Origin of the sequence: Bordetella ansorpii (genome assembly GCF_900078315.1) — a bacterium.
In the GTDB taxonomy this organism is placed as follows: domain Bacteria; phylum Pseudomonadota; class Gammaproteobacteria; order Burkholderiales; family Burkholderiaceae_B; genus Bordetella; species Bordetella ansorpii.
Map to the genome: position 1 here is coordinate 438,659 of NZ_FKBS01000025.1, position 20,813 is coordinate 459,471.

Annotated in this window: 16 protein-coding genes; 3 read left to right on the forward strand and 13 right to left on the reverse strand. The window is 68.0% G+C overall.

The annotated features are described in order from the left end of the window. Positions 1-149: 149 nt before the first annotated feature. From A7W11_RS19640 to A7W11_RS19670, 7 genes are all read right to left on the reverse strand, one after another. Positions 150-1,580, reverse strand: a complete 1,431-nt coding sequence (locus A7W11_RS19640) for an efflux transporter outer membrane subunit (RefSeq protein ID WP_066417552.1) — start codon at positions 1,578-1,580, stop codon at positions 150-152. Then, positions 1,577-4,705 carry a multidrug efflux RND transporter permease subunit gene (locus A7W11_RS19645; RefSeq protein ID WP_066417554.1) on the reverse strand — a complete coding sequence of 1,043 codons (3,129 nt, stop codon included), beginning with the start codon at positions 4,703-4,705 and terminating at the stop codon, positions 1,577-1,579. Before A7W11_RS19645 ends, A7W11_RS19640 begins: the two co-directional genes overlap by 4 nt. Then, positions 4,702-7,806 (reverse strand): MdtB/MuxB family multidrug efflux RND transporter permease subunit, encoded by a 3,105-nt coding sequence (locus A7W11_RS19650; protein WP_066417557.1) that lies wholly within the window; start codon positions 7,804-7,806, stop codon positions 4,702-4,704. Before A7W11_RS19650 ends, A7W11_RS19645 begins: the two co-directional genes overlap by 4 nt. Positions 7,807-7,815: 9 nt before the next feature. Next, positions 7,816-9,090, reverse strand: coding sequence for an MdtA/MuxA family multidrug efflux RND transporter periplasmic adaptor subunit (locus A7W11_RS19655; RefSeq protein ID WP_066417560.1), 1,275 nt, complete (start codon positions 9,088-9,090; stop codon positions 7,816-7,818). Positions 9,091-9,571: 481 nt separating this feature from the next. After that, positions 9,572-10,324: a cell division protein ZapD gene (gene zapD / locus A7W11_RS19660; RefSeq protein ID WP_066417567.1), complete on the reverse strand. Its 753-nt coding sequence runs from the start codon at positions 10,322-10,324 to the stop codon at positions 9,572-9,574. Positions 10,325-10,380: 56 nt separating this feature from the next. Beyond that, positions 10,381-11,022, reverse strand: coding sequence for a dephospho-CoA kinase (gene coaE / locus A7W11_RS19665; protein WP_066417570.1), 642 nt, complete (start codon positions 11,020-11,022; stop codon positions 10,381-10,383). 19 nt (positions 11,023-11,041) lie between these two features. Next, entirely contained in the window at positions 11,042-11,917 is an 876-nt protein-coding gene (locus A7W11_RS19670; RefSeq protein ID WP_066417573.1) for a prepilin peptidase, read from the reverse strand. A 204-nt stretch (positions 11,918-12,121) separates the two neighbouring features. Here A7W11_RS19670 and A7W11_RS19675 point away from each other — a divergent pair, with 204 nt between their 5' ends. Beyond that, positions 12,122-12,946: a hypothetical protein gene (locus A7W11_RS19675; protein ID WP_066417575.1), complete on the forward strand. Its 825-nt coding sequence runs from the start codon at positions 12,122-12,124 to the stop codon at positions 12,944-12,946. Here A7W11_RS19675 and A7W11_RS27605 read toward each other — a convergent pair. The 4 genes from A7W11_RS27605 to A7W11_RS19690 form a co-directional block, all read right to left on the reverse strand. Continuing rightward, positions 12,918-13,217, reverse strand: a complete 300-nt coding sequence (locus A7W11_RS27605) for a LuxR C-terminal-related transcriptional regulator (protein WP_082887377.1) — start codon at positions 13,215-13,217, stop codon at positions 12,918-12,920. The two genes, A7W11_RS19675 and A7W11_RS27605, sit on opposite strands and share 29 nt — an antisense overlap. Positions 13,218-13,490: 273 nt before the next feature. Then, complete coding sequence (gene panC / locus A7W11_RS19680; RefSeq protein ID WP_066417582.1) at positions 13,491-14,333, reverse strand: pantoate--beta-alanine ligase; 843 nt, start codon at positions 14,331-14,333, stop codon at positions 13,491-13,493. Between the two features lie 45 nt (positions 14,334-14,378). Beyond that, a complete protein-coding gene (locus A7W11_RS19685) occupies positions 14,379-15,260 on the reverse strand; it encodes a segregation and condensation protein A (RefSeq protein ID WP_066417590.1) in 882 nt (293 codons plus the stop codon). Positions 15,261-15,293: 33 nt separating this feature from the next. Next, positions 15,294-15,482, reverse strand: a complete 189-nt coding sequence (locus tag A7W11_RS19690) for a DUF3460 family protein (protein WP_156513316.1) — start codon at positions 15,480-15,482, stop codon at positions 15,294-15,296. A gap of 153 nt (positions 15,483-15,635) precedes the next feature. Between A7W11_RS19690 and A7W11_RS19695 the strand changes: the two genes are divergently transcribed. Together A7W11_RS19695 and glpK are read left to right on the forward strand one after the other, a co-directional pair. Then, positions 15,636-17,081, forward strand: a complete 1,446-nt coding sequence (locus A7W11_RS19695; protein WP_066417593.1) for a DHA2 family efflux MFS transporter permease subunit — start codon at positions 15,636-15,638, stop codon at positions 17,079-17,081. After that, positions 17,068-18,582 (forward strand): glycerol kinase GlpK, encoded by a 1,515-nt coding sequence (gene glpK, locus A7W11_RS19700; RefSeq protein ID WP_066417595.1) that lies wholly within the window; start codon positions 17,068-17,070, stop codon positions 18,580-18,582. Before A7W11_RS19695 ends, glpK begins: the two co-directional genes overlap by 14 nt. Before the next feature lie 11 nt (positions 18,583-18,593). Here glpK and A7W11_RS19705 read toward each other — a convergent pair whose 3' ends face one another. Together A7W11_RS19705 and A7W11_RS19710 are read right to left on the reverse strand one after the other, a co-directional pair. Beyond that, positions 18,594-19,013, reverse strand: coding sequence for a CopD family protein (locus A7W11_RS19705; protein WP_066417598.1), 420 nt, complete (start codon positions 19,011-19,013; stop codon positions 18,594-18,596). A gap of 16 nt (positions 19,014-19,029) precedes the next feature. Further along, the gene (locus A7W11_RS19710; RefSeq protein ID WP_066417601.1) at positions 19,030-20,052 is read right to left on the reverse strand and encodes a Bug family tripartite tricarboxylate transporter substrate binding protein; all 1,023 of its coding nucleotides are present in this window, start codon (positions 20,050-20,052) and stop codon (positions 19,030-19,032) included. Between the last annotated feature and the right edge of the window lie 761 nt (positions 20,053-20,813).

Below are 20,813 nucleotides of genomic sequence, written 5' to 3' on the forward strand. Positions count from 1 at the left end.
ACTCTATCCACGAAGCCGGCATTCCGGGCACGAAGTGGGATGTTTCGATCCCGCGCAACGCTACGTACAAGGGCCTTGCATGCCCGCAGCTCGGGTCGGGCCACGCAACGCACCACCGGTGGCCCCACCACCACGCTACGCCACGGCCGTCACTGCTCAGGCAACCCTTCCCAGCCTCCACCCAGCGCCGCGATCAGTTGCACGCTGGCGACCAGGCGGCTGCCGACCAGGGACAACGCCGAGCGCTCGGCGCTCAGCGCCGTGGTCTGCAACGTGGCCACATCCAGGAAATCGACCATGCCCTGCTCGTACTGGTTGCGGATCAGGCGCAGCGATTCGCGCGAGGCCTCCAGCGCGCGCGCCTGCACCTCCTGCTCCTGGCCCAGCACACGCAACTGCACCAGATAATCCTCGACCTCGCGCAGCGCGGTCAGCACCGACTGGCGGTACGACGCGGCCTGCGCATCGTAGGCCGCGCGGGCCTGGTCGACCTGCGCGTCGCGCGCGCCGCCGTCGAACAGCGTCAGCGCCAGCGACGGGCCCAGCGACCAGAAGCGCGCCGGCGCCGTCAGCCAGTCGGCGAACGAACCATTGCGGAATCCTCCGCTGGCCGACAGGGTCAGGTCGGGAAACCAGGCCGACTCCGCCACGCCGATCTGCGCGTTGGCCGCCGCGGCGCGGCGCTCGGCCGAGGCCACGTCCGGCCGGCGTTCCAGCAGCGCGGACGGCAGGCCGACGGGGATCTCGGGCAACTGTTGCGCGAACGGCTGCGAAGGCAGCGAGAAACGCGATGGCGGCTGGCCGGTCAGCACGGCAATCGCGTGCTCCAACTGGCCGCGCTGCCAATCCAGGTCGACGGACTGGGCCCGGGCGTTCTCCAGTTGCGACGTCGCCACCGCCACGTCCGACTTGCCCGCCACGCCGGCGTCGTAGCGGTTGCGCGTCAGTTGCAGCGAGCGCTCATAGGCCGCGATGGTCGCTTCCAGCAGGCGCTTCTGCTCATCCTGCACGCGCAACTGGAAATAGTTCTGCGCCAGCGCGGCCTGCGAGCTGAGACGCGTGGCGGCGAGATCGGCGGCGGAAGCCTGGGCGCTGGCGCGGCTGGCCTCGAGCCCACGGCGCAGGCGGCCCCACACGTCGGCCTCCCAACTGACGGTGCCCGTCAGCGAATACTGATTGCCGACCGAGGCCCCGCCGCCGCCCGAGCGCGTCACACCCGAGCTGGCGCCGATGGTGGGGAAGAAGCCGGCGCGCGCGCCCTGCACCAGCGCCTGCGCCTGCCGGTAGTTGGCCTCGGCCACCGCCACGTCCTGGTTGGCCGTGTTCAGCTGCTGCATCAGGCCGTCCAGCACCGCGTCGCCATACACCGTCCACCACTGGCCGCGTTGCGCGTCGTCGCGCGGATGGGCGGGCTTCCAGCCTGGCACCTGCTCTTGACCCTCCTTGTAGCCCACCCCCACGTCGATGGCAGGACGCTGGTAATCCGGCCCGACCGCGCAGGCCGACAGCGCCAGGCATAGCAGCGCCGCGCTGCGGCGCAAGGTCAGACCGGAAAGACGATGACTGAGAACTCGAATCATGGATGGGATACGTGAGGATCCACCCTTTGGCCACGGCGACGCGCGGCCCACAGGCGGAATCGATCGAGGAACAGGTAGACCACGGGGGTGGTGTAGAGCGTCAGGACCTGGCTGAGCACCAGGCCGCCCACGATGGTGATGCCCAGCGGACGGCGCATCTCCACGCCAGGGCCGGTCGCCATCATCAGCGGCAGCGCACCGAAGATGGCGGCCAGGGTGGTCATCATGATGGGGCGAAAGCGCGTCAGGCAGGCTTCGTAGATGGCCTGGCGGGGCGGCAGATCGCGCCGTCGCTCGGCCTCGAGCGCGAAGTCCACCATCATGATGGCGTTCTTCTTCACGATGCCGATCAGCAGGAACACCCCGATCAGCGCGATCAGCGTGAACTCGCTGCCCAGCAGCATCAGCGCCAGCAACGCCCCCAGCCCCGCCGACGGCAGGGTCGACAGAATGGTCAGCGGGTGCACCAGGCTTTCGTAAAGAATGCCCAGCACGATGTACATGGTGACCAGCGCCGCCAGGATCAGCCAGGGCTGCTGCGCCAGCGTCTTCTGCAACTCGGCCGCGCTACCCTGGAAACCCGCCTGGATCTGGTCGGACGGCAGGCCGATACGCGCCACGGCCGCGTCGATGGCCGCGGTGGCCTGCCCCAGCGACACGCCGGGCGCCAGGCTGAACGATATCCAGTCGGCCACGAACAGCCCCTGGTGCTGCACGCTCAACGGCGCATTGCCGACCTCGTAGCGGGCGAACGCCGCCAGCGGAATGCGCTGGTCGTTGCTGCCGATCACGTACACGTCCTTCAGCGATTCGGGATCCTCCGCGAACTGCTGGTCGACGCCCATGACCACGTGGTACTGGTTCAGCGGCCCGTACATCACCGACACCTGCCGCTGGCTGAACGAGTTGTTCAGCACCGCCGAAATGGCGGACATGCTGATGCCCAGGCGCGTGGCGGCATCGCGGTCGATCACCAGGTCGACCTGGCGGCCCTTGTCCTCGGTATCGGCGTCCACGTCGGTCAGCTCGGGCAGCGCGGCCATCGCACGCTGCACCCGCGGCATCCAGGTGCGCAGCAGTTGCAGGTCGCCCGCCATCAGGCCGTAGTCGTACGAACCCTGGCTGGCGCGGCCACCGACACGGATGTCCTGCTGCGACACCAGGAACAGGCGCGCGCCAGGTTCACGTTGCAAACGCGCCCGCAGGCGCTGGATGACCGTGTCGGCGTTGACGCCGCGCTCTTGCAGCGGCTTCAACTGCACCTGCACGAAGCTGCTGTTGCTGCCGCCGCGGCCACCGGCATAGGCCGTCACGCTCTGCACCGCGGGATCCTGCATCAGCACCTTGCGGAAGTATTCGAGCTTGGGCACGGTGGACTGGAACGACGAGCCCTGGTCGGCCCGGAAGAAGCCCAGCAGTTGCCCCGTATCCTGCTGCGGGAAGAAGCCCTTGGGCACCGCGGTATACAGGTATACGTTCAGGCCGATGGCCGCCACCAGCACCAGCATCATCAGCCTGGCGTGGCGCAGCGCCCAGTCCAGGCTGCGCGCGTAGCCGCGCTGCATGCCGCCCATCATGGCATCCAGCACGCGGTTGATGCGATTCGGACGGGGCGGATCGTGGTCTTTCGGTGCGGCCGGCTGCGGCTCGGCCCGCAGCATGCGCGCACACATCATCGGCGTCAGCGTCAGCGACACCACCAGCGACACCAGGATGGACGCCGACAGGGTGACCGCGAACTCGCGGAACAGGCGTCCCACGAGCCCGCCCATCAGCAGGATGGGAATGAACACCGCGATCAGCGACAGGCTCATGGACAGCACCGTGAAGCCCACCTCGCGCGAGCCGCGCAGCGCCGCCCGCATCGGCGAGGCGCCGTTCTCGATGTGGCGCATGATGTTCTCCAGCACCACGATGGCATCGTCCACCACGAAACCCGTGGCCACGATCAACGCCATCAGCGAGATGGTGTTCAGCGTGTAGCCGCACAGGTACATGACGCAGAAGGTGCCCACCAGCGACACCGGCACCGCCAGGCTGGGAATGATCGCGGCGCGCCAGCGCCGCAGGAACAGCAGCACCACCATCACCACCAGGCCGACCGCGATGGCCAACGTCAGTTCGGCCTCGTGCAGCGAGGCGCGGATACTGGGCGAGCGGTCCTGGGCCACGCTCAGATTGACGTCGCCGGGCAGGAACGCCGCCAGTTGAGGCAGTTGATCGCGCACCGCGTCGACGGTCTCTATGATGTTGGCATCGGCCTGGCGCCGCAGGATCAGCAGGATGGCCTGGCGGTCGTTGTAGAAGCCCGTCTGGAACAGGTCCTCGACGGAATCCTGCACGTCGGCCACGTCCGACAGGCGCACCGGGGCGCCGTTGCGCCACGCCACGATCAGCGGCCGGTATTGTTCGGCGCGATCGAGCTGGTCGCTGGCCATCACCTGCCAGTGGTACTGGTCGCTTTCCAGCATGCCTTTGGGACGGTTGGCGTTGGCGTTGGACAACGCCTGCCGCACCTCGTCCAGCGACACGCCGCGGCTGGACAGCGCGCCGGGATTCAGGTCGACCCGCACCGCCGGCAGCGAACTGCCGCCCACCGTGACTTCGCCCACGCCATTCACCTGCGACAGCTTCTGCGCCACGATGGTGGTGGCCAGGTCGTACAGCTTGCCCTGCGTCAGCGTGCCCGACGTCAAGGCCAGCGTCATGATGGGCGCGTCCGACGGGTTGGCCTTGTGATACGTCGGATTGCTGCGCAGGCTGGTCGGCAGCAGCGAGCGCGCGGCATTGATGGCCGCTTGCACGTCGCGCGCCGCGCTGTCCACGTCGCGCGAGATGTCGAACTGCAGCGTGACGCGGGTGGAGCCCTGCGAGCTGCGCGACGTCATTTCGGTGATGCCTGCGATGCTGCCCAGCGACCGCTCCAGCGGCGTGGCCACACTGGACGCCATGGTCTCGGGGCTGGCGCCCGGCAGGCTGGCCGACACCGAGATGGTGGGCACATCGACCTGCGGCAGCGGCGCCACCGGCAGCAGCCAGTAGGACAGCGCGCCCACCAGCACCACCGCCAGGGACAGCAGCGTGGTGGCGACCGGCCGGAGGATGAAGGGCGCGGACAGGATCATGGCTGGCGCACCGGCTGCGGCTGGCCATCGGTCCGCTTTCCGCCGCGCGACAGGCGGTCGAACATCAGGTAGATGACCGGCGTGGTGAACAGCGTCAGCACCTGGCTGACCAGCAGGCCGCCCACCATCACCAGGCCCAGCGGCTGGCGCAGCTCGGCACCCGTGCCCGTGGACAGCATCAAGGGCAGCGCGCCGAACAGGGCCGCCAGGGTCGTCATCAGGATCGGCCGGAAGCGCAGCAGCGCGGCCTCATGGATGGCTTCGCGCGGCGCCAGGCCGCGATTGCGTTCGGCGTCCAGGGCGAAGTCGATCATCATGATCGCGTTCTTCTTCACGATGCCGATCAGCAGGATGATGCCGATGATGCCGATCATGTCCAGGTCGCTGCCGCTGATCAGCAGCGCCAGCAACGCCCCCACGCCCGCCGACGGCAGCGTCGACAGGATGGTGATGGGATGGATGTAGCTTTCATACAGCACGCCCAGCACGATGTACATCGTGATGATGGCGGCCAGGATCAGCCACAGCGTGCTGGACAGCGAATTCTGGAACGCCAGCGCCGCGCCCTGGTAGCGGGTCTCGATGCTGGCGGGCATGCCGATTTCCTGCTCGGCCGCCGCGATGGCCTGCACGGCCGCCGACAGCGATGCGCCGTGCGCCAGGTTGAAGGACATCGTCACCATCGGAAACTGGTCGAGCCGGTTCACGGCCAGCACCGAACGCCCTTCGATCACCTTGGCCACGCTGGACAGCGGCACCTGCTGGCCGTCGGACGTGGCGACGTGCAGCCGCGTGATGGCGCCCGGCCCGTTGCCGAACTGCGGCTCGACCTCCAGCACCACGCGGTACTGGTTGGACTGCGTGAAAATGGTGGAGATCAGGCGCTGCCCATAGGCGTCGTAGAGCACCTCGTCGATGGCCGCCGCCGTGATGCCCAGGCGCGACGCCGCGTCGCGGTCGATCTCGACCCAGGCCTGCAGGCCCTGGTCCTGCAGGTCGTGCGTGACGTCGCTGAGTTCGGGCACGCGGTTCAGGCGCTCGACCAGCTTGGGCACCCACTCGGCCAGCACGTCCAGGTCGGGATTGGACAGCGTCATCTGGTATTGCGTGCGCGCCACCCGATCGTCGATGGTCAGGTCCTGCACCGGCTGCATGAAGACCTGCATGTCGCTCTGGCCGTCCTTGAACGACTGCTGCAGGCGCTGGATCACGTCGGGCATGCCGTCGCTGCGTTCGCCGTGCGGCTTGAGCGCGATCTGCATGCGGCCGGCGCTGAGCGTGGCGTTGCTGCCGTCCACGCCGATGAAGGACGACACCGACGCCACGGCTGGGTCCTGCATCGCCAGGCGCGCCACGGCCTCCTGCCGCTCGGCCATGGCCCTGAAGGACACCGACTGCGGCGCCTGCGTGATGGCCTGGATCATGCCGCTGTCCTGCTGCGGGAAAAACCCCTTGGGAATCACCATGTACAGCAGCACGGTCAGCGCGAAGGTGCCCAGCGCCACCAGCAGGGTCAGCGGCTGGTGGCGCAGCACCACGCCCAGCATGCGGTCGTAGCGCGCGATGATGCCGTCGATGAAGGCGCCCGTGGCGCGATGGAAGCGTCCGTGCTTCTGCTCGGACTCGGGCCGCAGCAGGCGCGCGCACATCATCGGCGTCAAGGTCAGCGACACCACCAGCGAAATCAGGATCGCCACCGCCAGCGTCACGGCGAACTCGCGGAACAGCCGGCCCACCACCTCGGTCATGAACAGCAGCGGGATCAGCACGGCGATCAGCGAGAACGTCAGCGAGATCAGCGTGAAGCCGATCTGGCTGGCGCCCTTCAGGGCCGCCGCCATGGGCGTCTCGCCCTCTTCGATGTGGCGGGCGATGTTCTCGATCATCACGATGGCGTCGTCCACCACGAAGCCCGTGGCGATCGTCAGCGCCATCAGCGTCAGGTTGTTGATGCTGAACCCGGCCAGATACATGACGCCGAAAGTGCCCACCAGCGACAGCGGCACCACCACGCTGGGAATCAGCGTGACGATGAAACTGCGCAGGAACACGAAAGTGACCATCACCACCAGCGCGATGGCGAGCATCATCTCGTGCTGCACGTCGGTCACGGAATCGCGGATGGTCTGGGTGCGGTCGGCCACCACCGTCACGTCCAGGGTGGCCGGCAGCGAGGCGCGCAACTGCGGCAACAACGCCTGGATGCGGTCCACCACGTCGATGACGTTGGCGCCCGGCTGGCGCTGCACGTTCAGCAGGATGGCCGGCTTGTCGCCCACCCAGGCCGCCTGGCGCACGTCCTCGGCGCCCTGCACCGCGCGGCCCACGTCGGACAGCCGCAGCGGCGCGTTGTTGCGGTAGGCGATGATCAGGTCGTTGTAGGCCGTGGGCGATTGCAGCTGGTCGTTGGCATTGATGGTGATCGAACGCTGCGGACCGTCCAGGTTGCCCTTGGGCTGGTTGACGTTGGCCCCGACCACCGCCGTGCGCAGGTCGGACAGGCTGAGGCCCGCCGCGGCCAGCGCCTGCGGGTTGACCTTCACCCGCACCGCCGGCCGCTGGCCGCCCGCCACGCCGACCAGGCCCACGCCCGGAATCTGCGACAGTTTCTGCGCCATGCGGGTATCGACCAGGTCGCGCACCTGCGGCAGCGGCATGGTGGACGAGGTGATGGCCAGCGTCAGCACCGGCGCATCGGCCGGATTGACCTTGTTGTAGGTGGGCGGCACCGGCAGGTCGCTGGGCAGCAGGTTCGACGCGGCATTGATGGCCGCCTGCACCTGCTGCTCGGCCACGTCCAGCGACAGCGCCAGGTTGAACTGCATGGTGATCACCGACGCGCCCCCCGAACTGGTGGACGACATCTGGGAGAGACCCGGCATCTGGCCGAACTGCCGCTCCAGTGGCGAGGTGACCAGGGAGGTCATCACGTCGGGGCTGGCCCCGGGATATAGCGTGACGACCTGGATGGTGGGGTAATCGACCTCGGGCAGCGCCGACACCGGCAACATGCGGTAGGCGATCAGGCCGGCGATCAGGATGGCCACCATCGACAGCGTCGTGGCGACCGGCCGCAAAATGAACAGGCGCGACGGGCTCACGGTGGCCCCTTACCTGGCGCGGCGGTTGCGTGGACCCTGGGCCGGCGCATCGGCGCCGGTCTGGCTGCCGGGCGTGGCGGGGATGGCCGTCTGCGGTGTCACCACGTCGATCCTGGCGCCGGCGCGCAAGCGGTCGGTGCCCTCGACCACGACGTTCTCACCGGGCTGCATGCCCTTGTTGACCGCGACCCAGTCGCCATTGACCGGACCCAGTTCGACCTGCCGCACCTCGACCGTGTTGTCGGCCTTGGCCACGAACACGAAGGAACCGGCCGAGCCCTGCTGCACGGCCGCGGTGGGAATGGCGGTGACCTGTGACCGCGTTTCGACCAGCAGCCGCGCATTGACGAACTGGTTGGGGAACAGGGACTGGTCGGTATTGTCGAAACGCGCCTTGAGCTTGACCGTGCCGGTGGTGATGTCGATCTGGTTGTCCACGGTTTCGAGCTGGCCGGTCGCCAGGCGCGTGGTATCGGCGCGGTCGTAGGCTTCGACCCGCAGCGTGCTGCCGGCGCGCAGTTGCGCCAGCACCTGCGGCAATTGGGTTTCCGGCAGGGTGAACAGCACCGAGATGGGCTGCGTCTGGGTGATGACCACCACGCCATTGGTGTCGCTGCTGGACACCAGGTTGCCCTGGTCCACCTGGCGCAGGCCCAGCCGGCCACCGATGGGCGCGGTGATGCGCGAATAATCCAGTTGCAGCTTGGCGTCGTCGACCGCCGCCTGGTTGCTCTTGATCGTGCCTTCGTACTGGCGCACCAGCGCGGCCTGCGTGTCCAGTTGCTGCCTGGCGATGGAATCCTGCTTGAACAGCGCCTGATAGCGCTGCAGGTCGCGCCTGGCATTCTCGAGCTGCGCGCGGTTCTGCTGCAAGGTGCCCTGGGCCTGGTCCAGCGCCACCTGGAACTGGCGGGGATCCACCTGCGCCAGCAGTTCACCCGCCTTCACCGTCTGGCCTTCCTGGAAGGCCACCTTGACCAGCTCGCCGCTGACCCGGCTGCGCACGGTGACCGTGTTGTAGGCGGTGACGGTGCCCAGCGCCCGCAGGATCACCTCGATCTGCTGGCTGCGCGCGGCGGTTATCTTGACCGGCACCGGCAGATCGGCCATGAAGGCCGAGCCGCCCGCCATCGGGCCGCGCCGACCGGCCTGGCCTGAACCGCCGGTCGTCCCTGCCGGCCGCAGGAACCACCACAACAAGGCGGCGGCGGCCAGGATGACCACGACGGTCACGAGCAGGCGGCGCTTTCGGCGCGGCGCGGGGGCGGGGTGAATCTCAGGCATGGGACATCCGGCGTGAACGACGAGTGGCGCTATTGTCCAACAGAGCGACGCCAGGCGACGACCGTCTGAAATAAAACGCAACAGGAATCGGGTCCGACCCGCGGCGGACCGTTTGGTTCGCCGCCAGGCTGAATGTCGATTCAGCCCAGGGCCTGTTAACCCTAAAAGGAGCCTCGCATGCGAACAGAAACGTGCGGATGGCAAGGCGCGAAGCGCAGCCGTGGTGGTGCCACGGCGAGCATTCGCAACGCAGACAGGCGTACGTTTCTGTTCGCACCCTCCGGGCAGCCGGGGAATCGGGCGGCAGGCTAGGCGTGCGGGCCGCCGCGTGGTCAATCCACGCAAGGCCTGCGCAACGACGCATGCCGCCCGATTCCCCGGCTGTGCGAGGCTCCTTTTAGGGTTAACAGGCCCTAAGCCGAACACAGCACCGCGTCGCCCGGAAGGCGAAACGGCGTTCCACAGCAGGAAAAGGCGTCGTTCAGACCGAGCACAGGGATAGCTGGAACGGGACTTCGCGCGCGACCGGCTGCGGCTTCAGTTCGCCGTCCTGGGTCGAGAAGCGTATCCAGATCATGTACTTGTTGGCGCTGATCTCGGGAAACACGCCCTGGCCAGGGTCGATCCAGACACGCAGCAACTGATGCGTCTTGCCGCCCAGCATCTGCTGGTAGGCGCCCTGCTCGGCCGTCATCGGCGATTTGCGGCCGGATTCGCGCAGCAGTCGCATCGCCATGGCCAGGCCATCGAACAAGGGCACCAGCGGCGCGCTCCAGGCCTGCAGATCGGCATGGCGCACCTCGGCCGGCTTGTGCTGCCAGGCATGGTAGGACGGCATGTCGACCTGGGTGGCGCCGCCCGGCACGGCCAGCCGGCCGCGCAGGCTGACCAGCCATTCGTTCTCGCGCAACGCCTGCCCGGTCTTGCCCTGGGCCGACAGCGCACCGGCGGCACGCTCCATTTCGCGCAGCATGTCGTCCAGCGCATCCAGGGCCACGTCGGGATGCTCGCGCAGGCCGGCCAGGGCCGTGCGCTGGCGCTCCATATCTTGCAGCACCGCGCTTTTCACGTCGGTGCGTTCGCAGGTTTCGAGAATGTCGAACAGCGTTGTGACTGCGATCTGGTGCTGACGGATGTCATCGCCACGCGCAAAGAAGAACAACCTGTCGAAAAGATATTCCAGCCTGAGATAGGCCCGGATACGCTCGTTGAAAGGATATTCGTAAAGGATCACTCGCTGCAGGCCCGTGGTGGCCGGCCGTGGGCCGGGAAATTGTCAGGCGGAAAAGGTCAGACGAGACTGCCGGGATCGCCAGGATGCCCGCCCGCTGCCGCCGCCCATTCGATCCAGCGATCGTGCATGCGACGGGTCCGCTCGTGCAGCATCTCTGGCGTGGTGTCGCCGTCGTTGACGATGATGTCGTCGGCGGCGGCCAGCCGGGTGTCCCGCGCGGCCTGTGCCGCCATGATACGCCGGATGGCGTCCGGCGTCAGCCCGCTGCGGGCCTGCACGCGGGCCACCTGCGTATCGGGATCGCAATCGACCACACATATGCGATCAACGCGCGCGCGCCAGCGTCCGGATTCGACCAGCAGCGGCACGACGTACACGACATAGGGACCATCGGCCCGTTCGGCGGCCCGGCGCGTGTGCTGATCGATCATGGGATGCAACACCGCCTGCAGGCGCTCGCGTTCCGCGGGTTCGCGAAAGACCCGGTCGCGCATCCAGGCGCGGTCCAGCGCGCCGTGCGCATCCACCGCGCGATCGCCGAAAGCCTCGCGCAATGCGGGCATCGCCGCGCCGCCCGGGCCGGTCAGTTCGTGCGCGATCACGTCGGTGTCGATCAGCGTGGCGCCCCATCCCCCCAGCAGGTCCGCCACGCGCGACTTGCCCGAGCCGATGCCGCCGGTCAATCCGATGCTGTACATGCGTGGCCCTCCCATACGATCAGCCGAACCCCGCCAGCCAGGGCGGTTGCCCCGCGGCCAGCAGCATCAGGATACCGCCCGCCGCCAGATACGGACCGAAGGGCAGGGGCTGGCCCTGCTCGACCCGGCCCGCCACCCGCAACCCCACCCCTACGATGACGCCGGCCAGCGAAGCGCCCAGCAGCAGCCAGGGCAACGCGGCCACACCCAGCCAGGCCCCCAGGGCGGCCATCAATTTGAAATCGCCATAGCCCATGCCCTCGCGCCCGGTGACCCGCTTGAAGACGTGGAACACCGACCACAGGAACAGATAGCCGGCCACGGCGCCGACCACGGCCAGCGACAGCGGCGCCAATCCGTCTCCCAGGTTGACCAACAGGCCTGCCCAGGCCAGGGGCAGCGTGATGGCGTCGGGCAACAGGCCGGTTTCGGTATCGATCCAGGCCAGCACCAGCAGCGCGCCGACCAGCCCCATGGCGCACAGCGCCATGCAGGTGGGACCGAAGCGCCACGCGCAGGCCGCGAACAGCGCTGCCAGGGCGAGCTCGAACGCCGGATAGCGTCGGCCAATCGGAGCGTGGCAATCGGCGCAACGCCCTCGCAGCGCCAGCCACCCCACCAGCGGCGTGGCGTGCCACCCCCGCACCGGCGACTCGCAGGACGGACAATGCCAGCCGGGCCGCAGCAGGCCATAGGGTTGCCCGGCGTCGGACTCGGCAGACTCGGCCGGCGACTCGGCGGCTTCCCGTTCTTCGCGCAGCGCCGCCTGCCATTCGCGTTCCATGATGCGCGGCAGACGGTGGGCGACGGCGCTCAGCGGGCCGCTGACCGCCAAGCCCAGCAACGCGGCCAGCAGCACCGCCAGGCCAGGATCGAGGGAATACATATGCCACATGGAGTCAGGCCGCTCGGAAATTGAAACCGGCGGCGCCCGCCGGACGCCGCATTATTCCGGCTGCGCGGCGATTCATCAAACGCCGCCCGCCGGCATCGCCGGGTATACCCGCATGCAGGGATAAATGCGTAGAATCGGGGGCATCAGGCATACGAGTCTGTATCTGTACGCCGCCCTTCTTCGTCTCCATCCGGACACCTCATCATGTCTCCCGCCCCCGCTCGCGTCACGCGTTCCCGCCTTCTGGCCGCCGCCGGACTGACCGCCTCGTTGCTGGCGGCCGGCTGCTCGCAGTTCGGCAGCCCGGGCTATTACAACCCGCCGGCCGAAAGCACCGTCACCGATGCGCAGTACCACGGCCAGGGCGCGGGCTACCGCACCGTGGTGCATGCCCCGTCGCAGTTGCAGATCGACCTGAAGTCGGACGCGCCGCGCCGCACCACCCAGGCGTCGGGCAGTTCGCAGGCCCCGCAGACGGGCACGCCGGCTCCCACTGCCAACGACACGGCGGCCACGAATCCGGCCCTGGCCGATTCGCCGGTGCCGCCGGTTCCGCCCGGCGGCGCCAACGCCCGCATGGTCAACCGCACCGCCGCGGCAGCCCCCATGCAGGACGCCGGCGGCCCGGTCAATCCCGAAGCGCAGGCCTTCATGCCCCAGGCGCAGACCTACATGGGCACGTTCCCGTGTTTCTCGCGTTCGATGCAGTGCCAGGCCGAAGCCCAGCGTGTCACCCTGACCCTGGCCCCCAATGGCCGCTGGCGCGCCCGCTCGCAGGCGCTGGAAGGACAGGGCAAGCCCGTGGCCGAGCAAGGCTGCTGGAACGTGGCCGGCGAACGCCCCGCTCGTCTGCTGCTGCTGGATGCCTCGGGCAACACCCGCGCCGAACTGCTGGCCTCGGCCAACAACGTGCTGCGCGTGCGCTCGGTGCTGGGCAACACCCCGACGCTGGACTACAGCCTGACGCGCCAACCCGACCTGGATCCGATCGACGAACTGGTCAAGCAGCCGACCCCGGCCTGCCAATAACGGGTACCGCTGCCCGGGCCGGCGCCCCCGAGCCCGCCGGGCAACGATGCGGACACAGCGCACACGCCAGTTCCAGCGTGGTGCGCACCCCCATCTTGCGAAAGATGCGCGCGCGATGTGCTTCCGCCGTGCGCGTGGAGATGCCGAAATCGATGGCGATGACCTTGTTGGACTGCCCCTGGGCGATATAGCCCACCAGTTCGCGTTCGCGTGGAGTCAGCGTCGGCTGACCCGGCCGCAGCGGGCTAGGCGGACGACTGCCGCAATGCATGGTTGCCTCCGTTGCAATTCAGGATTGCAAGCAGTGTGGCACGCCCGCCGCGCGGGTTGAAGCTACCAATTCTGGTAGGGGTCCCCCGCCAGCCGGGCGAATGGAGCACGTGCGACGCACTCCGGTGTTCGCCCTTGAGACGGCTCGGCGGGCGAATCAACGAACCTTCGTGCGACGCACTCCGGTGTTCGCCCTTGAGGCGGCTCGGCGGGCGAATCAACGAGCCTTCGTGCGACGCACTCCGGTGTTCGCCCTTGAGGCGGCTCGGCGGGCTCACAGCTCCAGATTGTCGATCAGCCGGGTCGCGCCCAGCTTGGCGGCGGCCAGCGCCACCAGGGGTTCGCCCGCCTGCATGTCGGCCGCGGTGGGCGCCTGCAGGTCGCGTTGGCGGCGCACCGAGATGTAGTCCACCTGCCAGCCACGATCGCCCAGTGCGCGCATGGCGTCGGCCGCCAGCCCCGAGGCATCTCGCGCGCCGCTGCGCACCTGCTCACGGATACTGTTCAGCGCGGCATACAGCGCGGGCGCTTCGGCACGCTCGGCCTCGCTCAGGTAGCGGTTGCGCGAGGACAGCGCCAGGCCATCGCCGGCCCGCACGGTTTCGTGCGCCAGGATATCCACGGGCAGTTGGAACTGGCGGCACATGCTGCGCACCACCATCAGTTGCTGGTAGTCCTTCTTGCCGAACACCGCCACGCGCGGCTGCACGCACGACAGCAGCTTCAGCACCACCGTGCAGACGCCGCCGAAAAAGCCGGGCCGGAACTCGCCCTCGAGGATGTTGCCCAGGTCGTCGGGCGGCTGCACGCGGTAGTTCTGCGGTTCGGGGTACATCTCGCGCTCGTCGGGCGCGAACACCACGTACACGTCGCGCTGCTTTTCCAGCTTTTCGATATCGTCCTGCAGCGTGCGCGGATAACGGTCGAAATCCTCGTTGGGACCGAACTGCAGGCGGTTGACGAACACGCTGGCGACCACGGGGTCGCCATGCTGGCGCGCCAGTTTCATCAGGGCCAGGTGGCCCTCGTGCAGGTTGCCCATGGTGGGCACGAAGGACACGCGGTTCTGGCCGCGCAGGTGGTCACGCAATTCCTGGATGGTATGGACGACTTTCACGGGAGTCTCCGCTCGGAGGCGCCGGACATGCCAGCACGGGCCGCGTCAGGCGGCGGCCGCGACGCTGGTGTAGGCCAGGCGCACGTAGATGGGGGCGTAAGGCTCGGCCTGGGTGATGTCGAGCAGCGATTCGCGCGCGAGTTCGAGCATGGCGATGAAATGCACGACCACCACCGCCACCGGCGCGCCTTCGCGGATGCGCTCGAGGAAGAGCTCGCCGAACTCCATGAAGCGCACTTCGTTCAGGCGCCGCAGGATGTGGGTCATGTGGTCGCGCACCGACAGCTGCTCGCGCGTGATCTGATGGTGCTGGTTGAGCTTGGCGCGCTTCATGATGTCGGCCCAGGCCGCGCGCAGGTCGTCGATGCCCACGTCGGGCATCATGCGCTCGACGCTGATCTCGGCCACGGCTTGCGAACGGCAGAAGTCGCGCCCCAGTTGGGGAATCTTGTCGAGCTTCTGCGCCGCCAGCTTCATTTGCTCGTATTCGAGCAGGCGGCGCACGAGTTCGGCGCGCGGATCTTCCACCTCTTCGCCGGTATCCGACTTTTTCACCGGCAGCAGCATGCGCGACTTGATCTCGATCAAGAGTGCAGCCATCAGCAGGTATTCGGCGGCCAGTTCCAGGTTGTGGACACGGATCTGGTCGACGTACGAAAGGTATTGCCGCGTGACATCCGCCATCGGGATGTCCAGCACGTTGAAGTTCTGCTTGCGGATCAGGTAGAGCAGCAGATCCAGCGGGCCCTCGAAGGCCTCGAGGAAGATTTCCAACGCATCGGGCGGGATGTACAGGTCGTTGGGCAGCTGGAACAGCGGCTCGCCGTACAGGCGCGCGAACGCCACGGAGTCGACCACGTCCGGGGTGCTGTCGACCTGGGGCTCGACGAGCGCGGCAAGGTCGGCGGCAGGATTACGGGACGACATGGGGCCGCGCGCGGGTAACTATGGACGGACGGATCAGTCGGCCGAATACACGTAGGGCTTCTGCGGCACGCGGCCGGCACGGAAGCCCTCGAGCAGTTCCGCATCCTGCGGCTTGTCCCACAGGCGGCCGCGGCCTTCGCGCTGACGTTCTTCGACGTCGGGATGCTGCGCCTTGTAATCCTTCAGGAATTTGGTGATTTCGGATTCGTAGTTGGCCATGATGCGGATGCGGACCGGCAGGTTGTGGATCCCGGAAGTGTACTTCAGCTTGCGGCCTGGCCCGTCACGGAATGACACGACGTGCCGGCCCCGTGCGGGGGGCCGGCGTTACAATCGTCGCACCCCCCACACCCCTCCCCCGCGCGCCGCGCTCCAATGTCCTCAGACCAAGCTTCAGCCGCCTCCGACCCATTACGCGCCGCCCGTGCCGCCCGCATGATCCCCTTCATCGTGGGATGCGCGCTGTTCATGCAGATGCTCGATGCCACCGTGGTGGCCACGGCGCTGCCCGCCATGGCGGCGGCCCTGAATTCGACACCGGTGCGGCTGAACGTGGCCATCACCTCGTACCTGCTGGCGGTCGCGGTGTTCGTGCCGGTCAGCGGCTGGGCGGCAGACCGCTACGGCGCGCGCCGCGTGTTCATCACCGCGATCGGCCTGTTCGCGGTCAGCTCGGTCGGCTGCGCGCTGGCGCAGGACGTCACGCAACTGGTGCTGGCGCGCATCCTGCAGGGCATGGCCGGCGCGATGATGGTTCCGGTGGGGCGGATCATCCTGCTGCGCATCGTGCCCAAGCAGGACCTGCTGAAGGCCATGTCGTTCCTGTCCCTGCCCGCCCTGCTGGGTCCGGTGATCGGCCCGCCGCTGGGAGGCTTCATGGTCACGTACATGTCGTGGCACTGGATCTTCCTGATCAACCTGCCCATCGGCGTGCTGGGCATCATCCTGGTCATGCGCTACGTGGACGAGATCCGCGAGATCAACGCACCGGGCCTGGACCTGTGGGGCTTCGTGCTCAGCAGCGTGTGCCTGGCCGCGCTGGTCAGCGGCTTCGAATCGCTGGGCCGCGGCCTGATGCCGATCTGGATGCAGGTGGGCCTGCTGGTGCTGGGGTTCGGCTGCGGCGCGCTGTACGTGCGCCATTCGCGCCGGGTCGAACATCCCATCATCGACCTGTCGCTGCTGCGCATTCCCACCTTCTCCATTTCCACGCTGGGCGGCAACCTGTGCCGCTTCACGGTGGGCGGTACGCCCTTCCTGCTGGCCATGCTGCTGCAGGTCGGTTTCGGGCTGTCGCCGTTCCAGGCCGGCATGATCACCTTCGCCAGCGCGGCCGGCGCCATGCTGATGAAGTTCGTGGCCACGCCCATCGTGCTGCGCTTCGGCTTTCGCCGCGTGCTGATGATCAACGCGGTGCTGACCGGCCTTTTCGTCATGGCCTGCGCCACCTTCACGCCCGACACGCCGGGATGGCTGATGATCGTCATCCTGCTGATCGGCGGCTTCTTCCGTTCGCTGCAGTTCACGGGCGTCAACACGCTGGCCTATGCCGACATCGCCCCCGAACGCATGAGCAGCGCCAGCAGCTTCTCGGCCATGGCGCAGCAGCTCGGCATCACGCTGGGCGTGGGCGTGGCGGCCGTCTCGCTGAACATCAGCATGTCCGTGCGCGGCGGCGAACACCTCGTGGTGGGCGACGTGATCGTCGGCTTCCTGGTGGTCGGCGTAGCATGTCTGCTTTCGGTATTTTCGTTCCGGCGCCTGTCGCCTGACGCAGGCGCCCAACTCAACAAGGCGAGGGCGCGCCGTGACGACTCATGAATTCATCCTGGCCCTGGACCAGGGCACGACCAGTTCGCGGGCCATCGTGTTCGACCGCTCGGGCGCCGTGCGCGGCACCGGCCAGCGCGAGTTCCGCCAGTATTACCCGCAACCCGGCTGGGTAGAGCACGACGCGGCCGAGATCTGGAGCACCCAGCTCGAGGTCGCGCGCGAAGCCTTGCGCAACGCGGGCGCAAGCGCCGCCGACGTCGCGGCCATCGGCATTACCAACCAGCGCGAGACCACGCTCATCTGGGACCGCGCCACGGGCCGCCCCCTGGCCCGCGCGCTGGTCTGGCAGGACCGCCGCACCGCGCCGCTCTGCGAGCAACTGCGCCAGGACGGCCATGCCGGCTGGCTGCAGGAACGCACCGGCCTGGTGGTGGACGCCTACTTCTCGGGCACCAAGCTGTCCTGGCTGCTGGACAACGTGCCCGGCGCGCGCCAGGCGGCCGAACGCGGCGAACTGGCCTTCGGCACCATCGACACCTGGCTGGTGTGGCAACTGACGGGCGGCAAGGTGCACAGCACCGACGCCACCAACGCCGCCCGCACCATGCTGTACGACCTGCACACGCACGACTGGAACGACGACATCCTGGAACTGCTGCGCATCCCACGCAGCCTGCTGCCCCGGATTGCCCCCAGTAGCGGCGAAGTCGGCCGCACCCTGCCCGAACTGCTGGGCGGCGCCATTCCCATCGCGGGCGTGGCCGGCGACCAGCACGCCGCCACGTTCGGCCAGGCCTGCTTCACGCCGGGCATGGCCAAGAACACCTACGGCACCGGCTGCTTCATGCTGATGAATGTCGGCGACCAGCCGGTGGCCTCGTCCAACAATCTGCTGTCCACGCTGGGCTGGATGCTGCCCTCGCCCTCGGGGCCGCAGGCCACGTACATGCTGGAGGGCGGCATCTTCGTGGCCGGCGCGGCGGTGCAGTGGCTGCGCGACGGACTGGGCATCATCCCGCGCTCGGCCGACGTCGAGGCGCTGGCCGCCCAGGTCGAGGACACCGACGACGTCTTCCTGGTGCCCGCCTTCGCGGGCCTGGGGGCGCCGCACTGGGATCCCTACGCGCGCGGCGCCATGGTCGGGCTGACGCGCGGCACCACGCGCGCCCACATCGCGCGCGCCACGCTGGAATCGATCGCGCTGCAAAGCGCCGAACTGCTGGCCTGCATGAATGCGGACAGCCGGATCGAACTTTCCGAGTTGCGCGTGGACGGCGGCGCCACCCGCAACGACCTGCTGATGCAGATGCAGGCCGACTTGCTGGGCGTCCCGGTGGTGCGGCCGCGCGTGGCCGAATCCACTGCGTTGGGCGCAGCGGGCCTGGCGGGCCTGGCCGTGGGCTTCTGGCAGTCGTTGGACGAGTTCGCCGCGCAATGGCGCGCGGATCGCCGATTCGAACCGGCGTGGTCGGCAGACCGGCGCGAGGCACGCTTGAAGCGATGGGGTCAGGCGGTGGAGCACGCCAAGGGTTGGGGCCGGCCGGAATAGGCCTGTCCACACTACCAGTACGGCTTCACCGCGGCCAGGATCAACACGCCCAGCCCCAGGATGAACACCACCATGCTGGCGGACAGCACCCAACCCGGCGAGCGATAGTCCGGCACGTGGATCAGCCGCCGCAACACCGCCGACAGCGCGATCTGCAGCAGCACCAGCAGCGCCACCAGCGCCAGCTTGGCATCGAGCCAGGGCTGGCCGAACCAGCCCGCCATGCGCGCCAGCTCGCTGCCGCAGACCAGGGCCAGCAGCATCACGGGCCAGATCACGCGCACGTTCCAGCGGGCCAGCCCCTGCAGGAAACGCGACGGCGCGGAAGGCTCCGCCGCGGGAAAACAGGCCGCCGCAATGGTCAGCAACCCCAGCACCCAGGCCGCGGCCAGCGCCACGTGCAGCATGCGCAGCCAGGGATACCAGGCCATTGCGTCCATCGTGCGATCAGTTCAGGCTGGCGCCCGACAGCTTGACGATTTCCTGGTACTTGTCCTTCTCGCGCTTGACGAAGCCGGCGAACTCGGCTGCCGACATCGGCTTGGCTTCCGAACCCATCTGCAGCAGGCGCTCGCGCACTTCCGGCAGGTTCATCGCGTCGGCATAAGCCTTGTTCAGCTTGGCCACCACGTCCGCCGGCACGCCGCCGGTGGTGAACACGCCGAACCACGTGCCCAGGTCGAAGCCCTTGATGCCGCCTTCCTGCACGGTGGGCACGTCGGGCAGCAGCGACGAACGCTGCGCGGTGGTCACGGCCAGCGCCTTGACCTTGCCGTCCTTGATCAGGCCGGCCGAGGCAGCCAGGTTGTCGAACATGAAGTCGGACTGGCCAGACAGCAGCGCCAATTGCGCGGGGGCCGCGCCCTGGTAGGGAATGTGCTCGACGTTGATGCCGGCGCGCGCCTTGAGCAGTTCGCCCGACAGGTGGCCGGCGCTGCCGTTGCCGCCCGAACCGTAGTTCAGCTTGCCCGGATTCTTCTTGGCATAGTCGATCAGGTCGGCCAGCGTCTTGATGTTGTTCTTCTGCGCGAAGTCCAGGTTCATGACCAGCACGTTGGGCACCGAGGCCACGACGGTGATGGGCGAGAAATCCTTGATCGGATCGTACGGCAGGTTGCTGAACAGGAACGGGTTGATGGCATGCGTGGCCACGGCGCCCATGCCCAGGGTGTAGCCGTCGGGCTGCGCCTTGGCGATCAGGTCGGCGCCGATGTTGCCGCCCGCCCCTGCCTTGTTCTCGACGATGACGGGTTGTCCCAGCGACGCCCGCACCTTCTCGGCCAGCACGCGCGCCATGGTGTCCAGCGGACCACCGGGGGGATAGGGCACGATGAAGCGCAGCGGCTTGCTGGGATAGTCGGCGGCTTGCGCGGCCATCGGAGCCAGCGCGGACAGGCCGGCGGCCAGGGCCACGACGCCGCCCAGCAGGGCGCGGCGAGCGGTGGAACGAAGGGTGTCGGGACGGGACATGAGCAGGGGTCTCCAGTTATGAGCGGCGCCAGCATAACTCAGTTACAGAGGCGGCCATTTTTCGCTTTTTTAGGCGAAATCGTTATTTATTTCGGATTTTCTGGCTGAATATTGCTGTTCTTATCTTATTTTGTTGGATTTATTGCCGGTAAAGGTCGGGTTCTTGAAGGGTTATGCCTATGCGGGGGTGGGGCGGGTGAGCGTTGCTTGGGGGTGACAACATCGTTCTGGAGACGTCCTTCCCGCACCTGGGACAGCCGCGCCGGCCAAGTCGTCGGGCTCGGGCGCGCCATCAGGCGCCCTCGGTCCCCTTCGGGGACTGCCCCTCCTCCAATTGGCCGTCACGGCTGTCCCAGGCACGGGAAGGACTCAGGACGGTGTTCAATCGCACGACAACATCCCCCGCGGCGGAGTGCTCCCGAACAGAGCCAGGTCCGGGCCGATGCATGGCCAATACCGGGAACCGCTGACGAGATTACGCACCACGATGCCGCGGTATCTTGATGCCAAGCAGCCCACACCCACACTCGGCCGAACATCATGATGCGCCTGTTTAACTGCCAATGGCACGAAACCGCCCCATAAAAACCCGGCACCCGTACCTACGACAAAGACACCCCGCAGGCCACGACTCCACGGTGCCCCGCATCGCGCGCTCGCAGCATCGTTGTGGTGGGTGGGGTGTGCTGGGGTGGGGTGGCACGGCCAATTGGAGGAGGGGAAGCCGCGTAGCGGCCGAGGGCGCCTGGTGGCGCGCCCGA

Bases quoted from the DNA above. Each gene is read 5' to 3' on its own strand.
- A7W11_RS19640 (WP_066417552.1), bottom strand. From the start codon at position 1,580: ATGATTCGAGTTCTCAGTCATCGTCTTTCCGGTCTGACCTTGCGCCGC.
- A7W11_RS19645 (WP_066417554.1), bottom strand. From the start codon at position 4,705: ATGATCCTGTCCGCGCCCTTCATCCTCCGGCCGGTCGCCACCACGCTG.
- A7W11_RS19655 (WP_066417560.1), bottom strand. From the start codon at position 9,090: ATGCCTGAGATTCACCCCGCCCCCGCGCCGCGCCGAAAGCGCCGCCTG.
- coaE (WP_066417570.1), bottom strand. From the start codon at position 11,022: ATGTACAGCATCGGATTGACCGGCGGCATCGGCTCGGGCAAGTCGCGC.
- A7W11_RS19670 (WP_066417573.1), bottom strand. From the start codon at position 11,917: ATGTGGCATATGTATTCCCTCGATCCTGGCCTGGCGGTGCTGCTGGCC.
- A7W11_RS19675 (WP_066417575.1), top strand. From the start codon at position 12,122: ATGTCTCCCGCCCCCGCTCGCGTCACGCGTTCCCGCCTTCTGGCCGCC.
- A7W11_RS27605 (WP_082887377.1), bottom strand. From the start codon at position 13,217: ATGCATTGCGGCAGTCGTCCGCCTAGCCCGCTGCGGCCGGGTCAGCCG.
- A7W11_RS19685 (WP_066417590.1), bottom strand. From the start codon at position 15,260: ATGTCGTCCCGTAATCCTGCCGCCGACCTTGCCGCGCTCGTCGAGCCC.
- A7W11_RS19695 (WP_066417593.1), top strand. From the start codon at position 15,636: ATGTCCTCAGACCAAGCTTCAGCCGCCTCCGACCCATTACGCGCCGCC.
- A7W11_RS19705 (WP_066417598.1), bottom strand. From the start codon at position 19,013: ATGGCCTGGTATCCCTGGCTGCGCATGCTGCACGTGGCGCTGGCCGCG.
- A7W11_RS19710 (WP_066417601.1), bottom strand. From the start codon at position 20,052: ATGTCCCGTCCCGACACCCTTCGTTCCACCGCTCGCCGCGCCCTGCTG.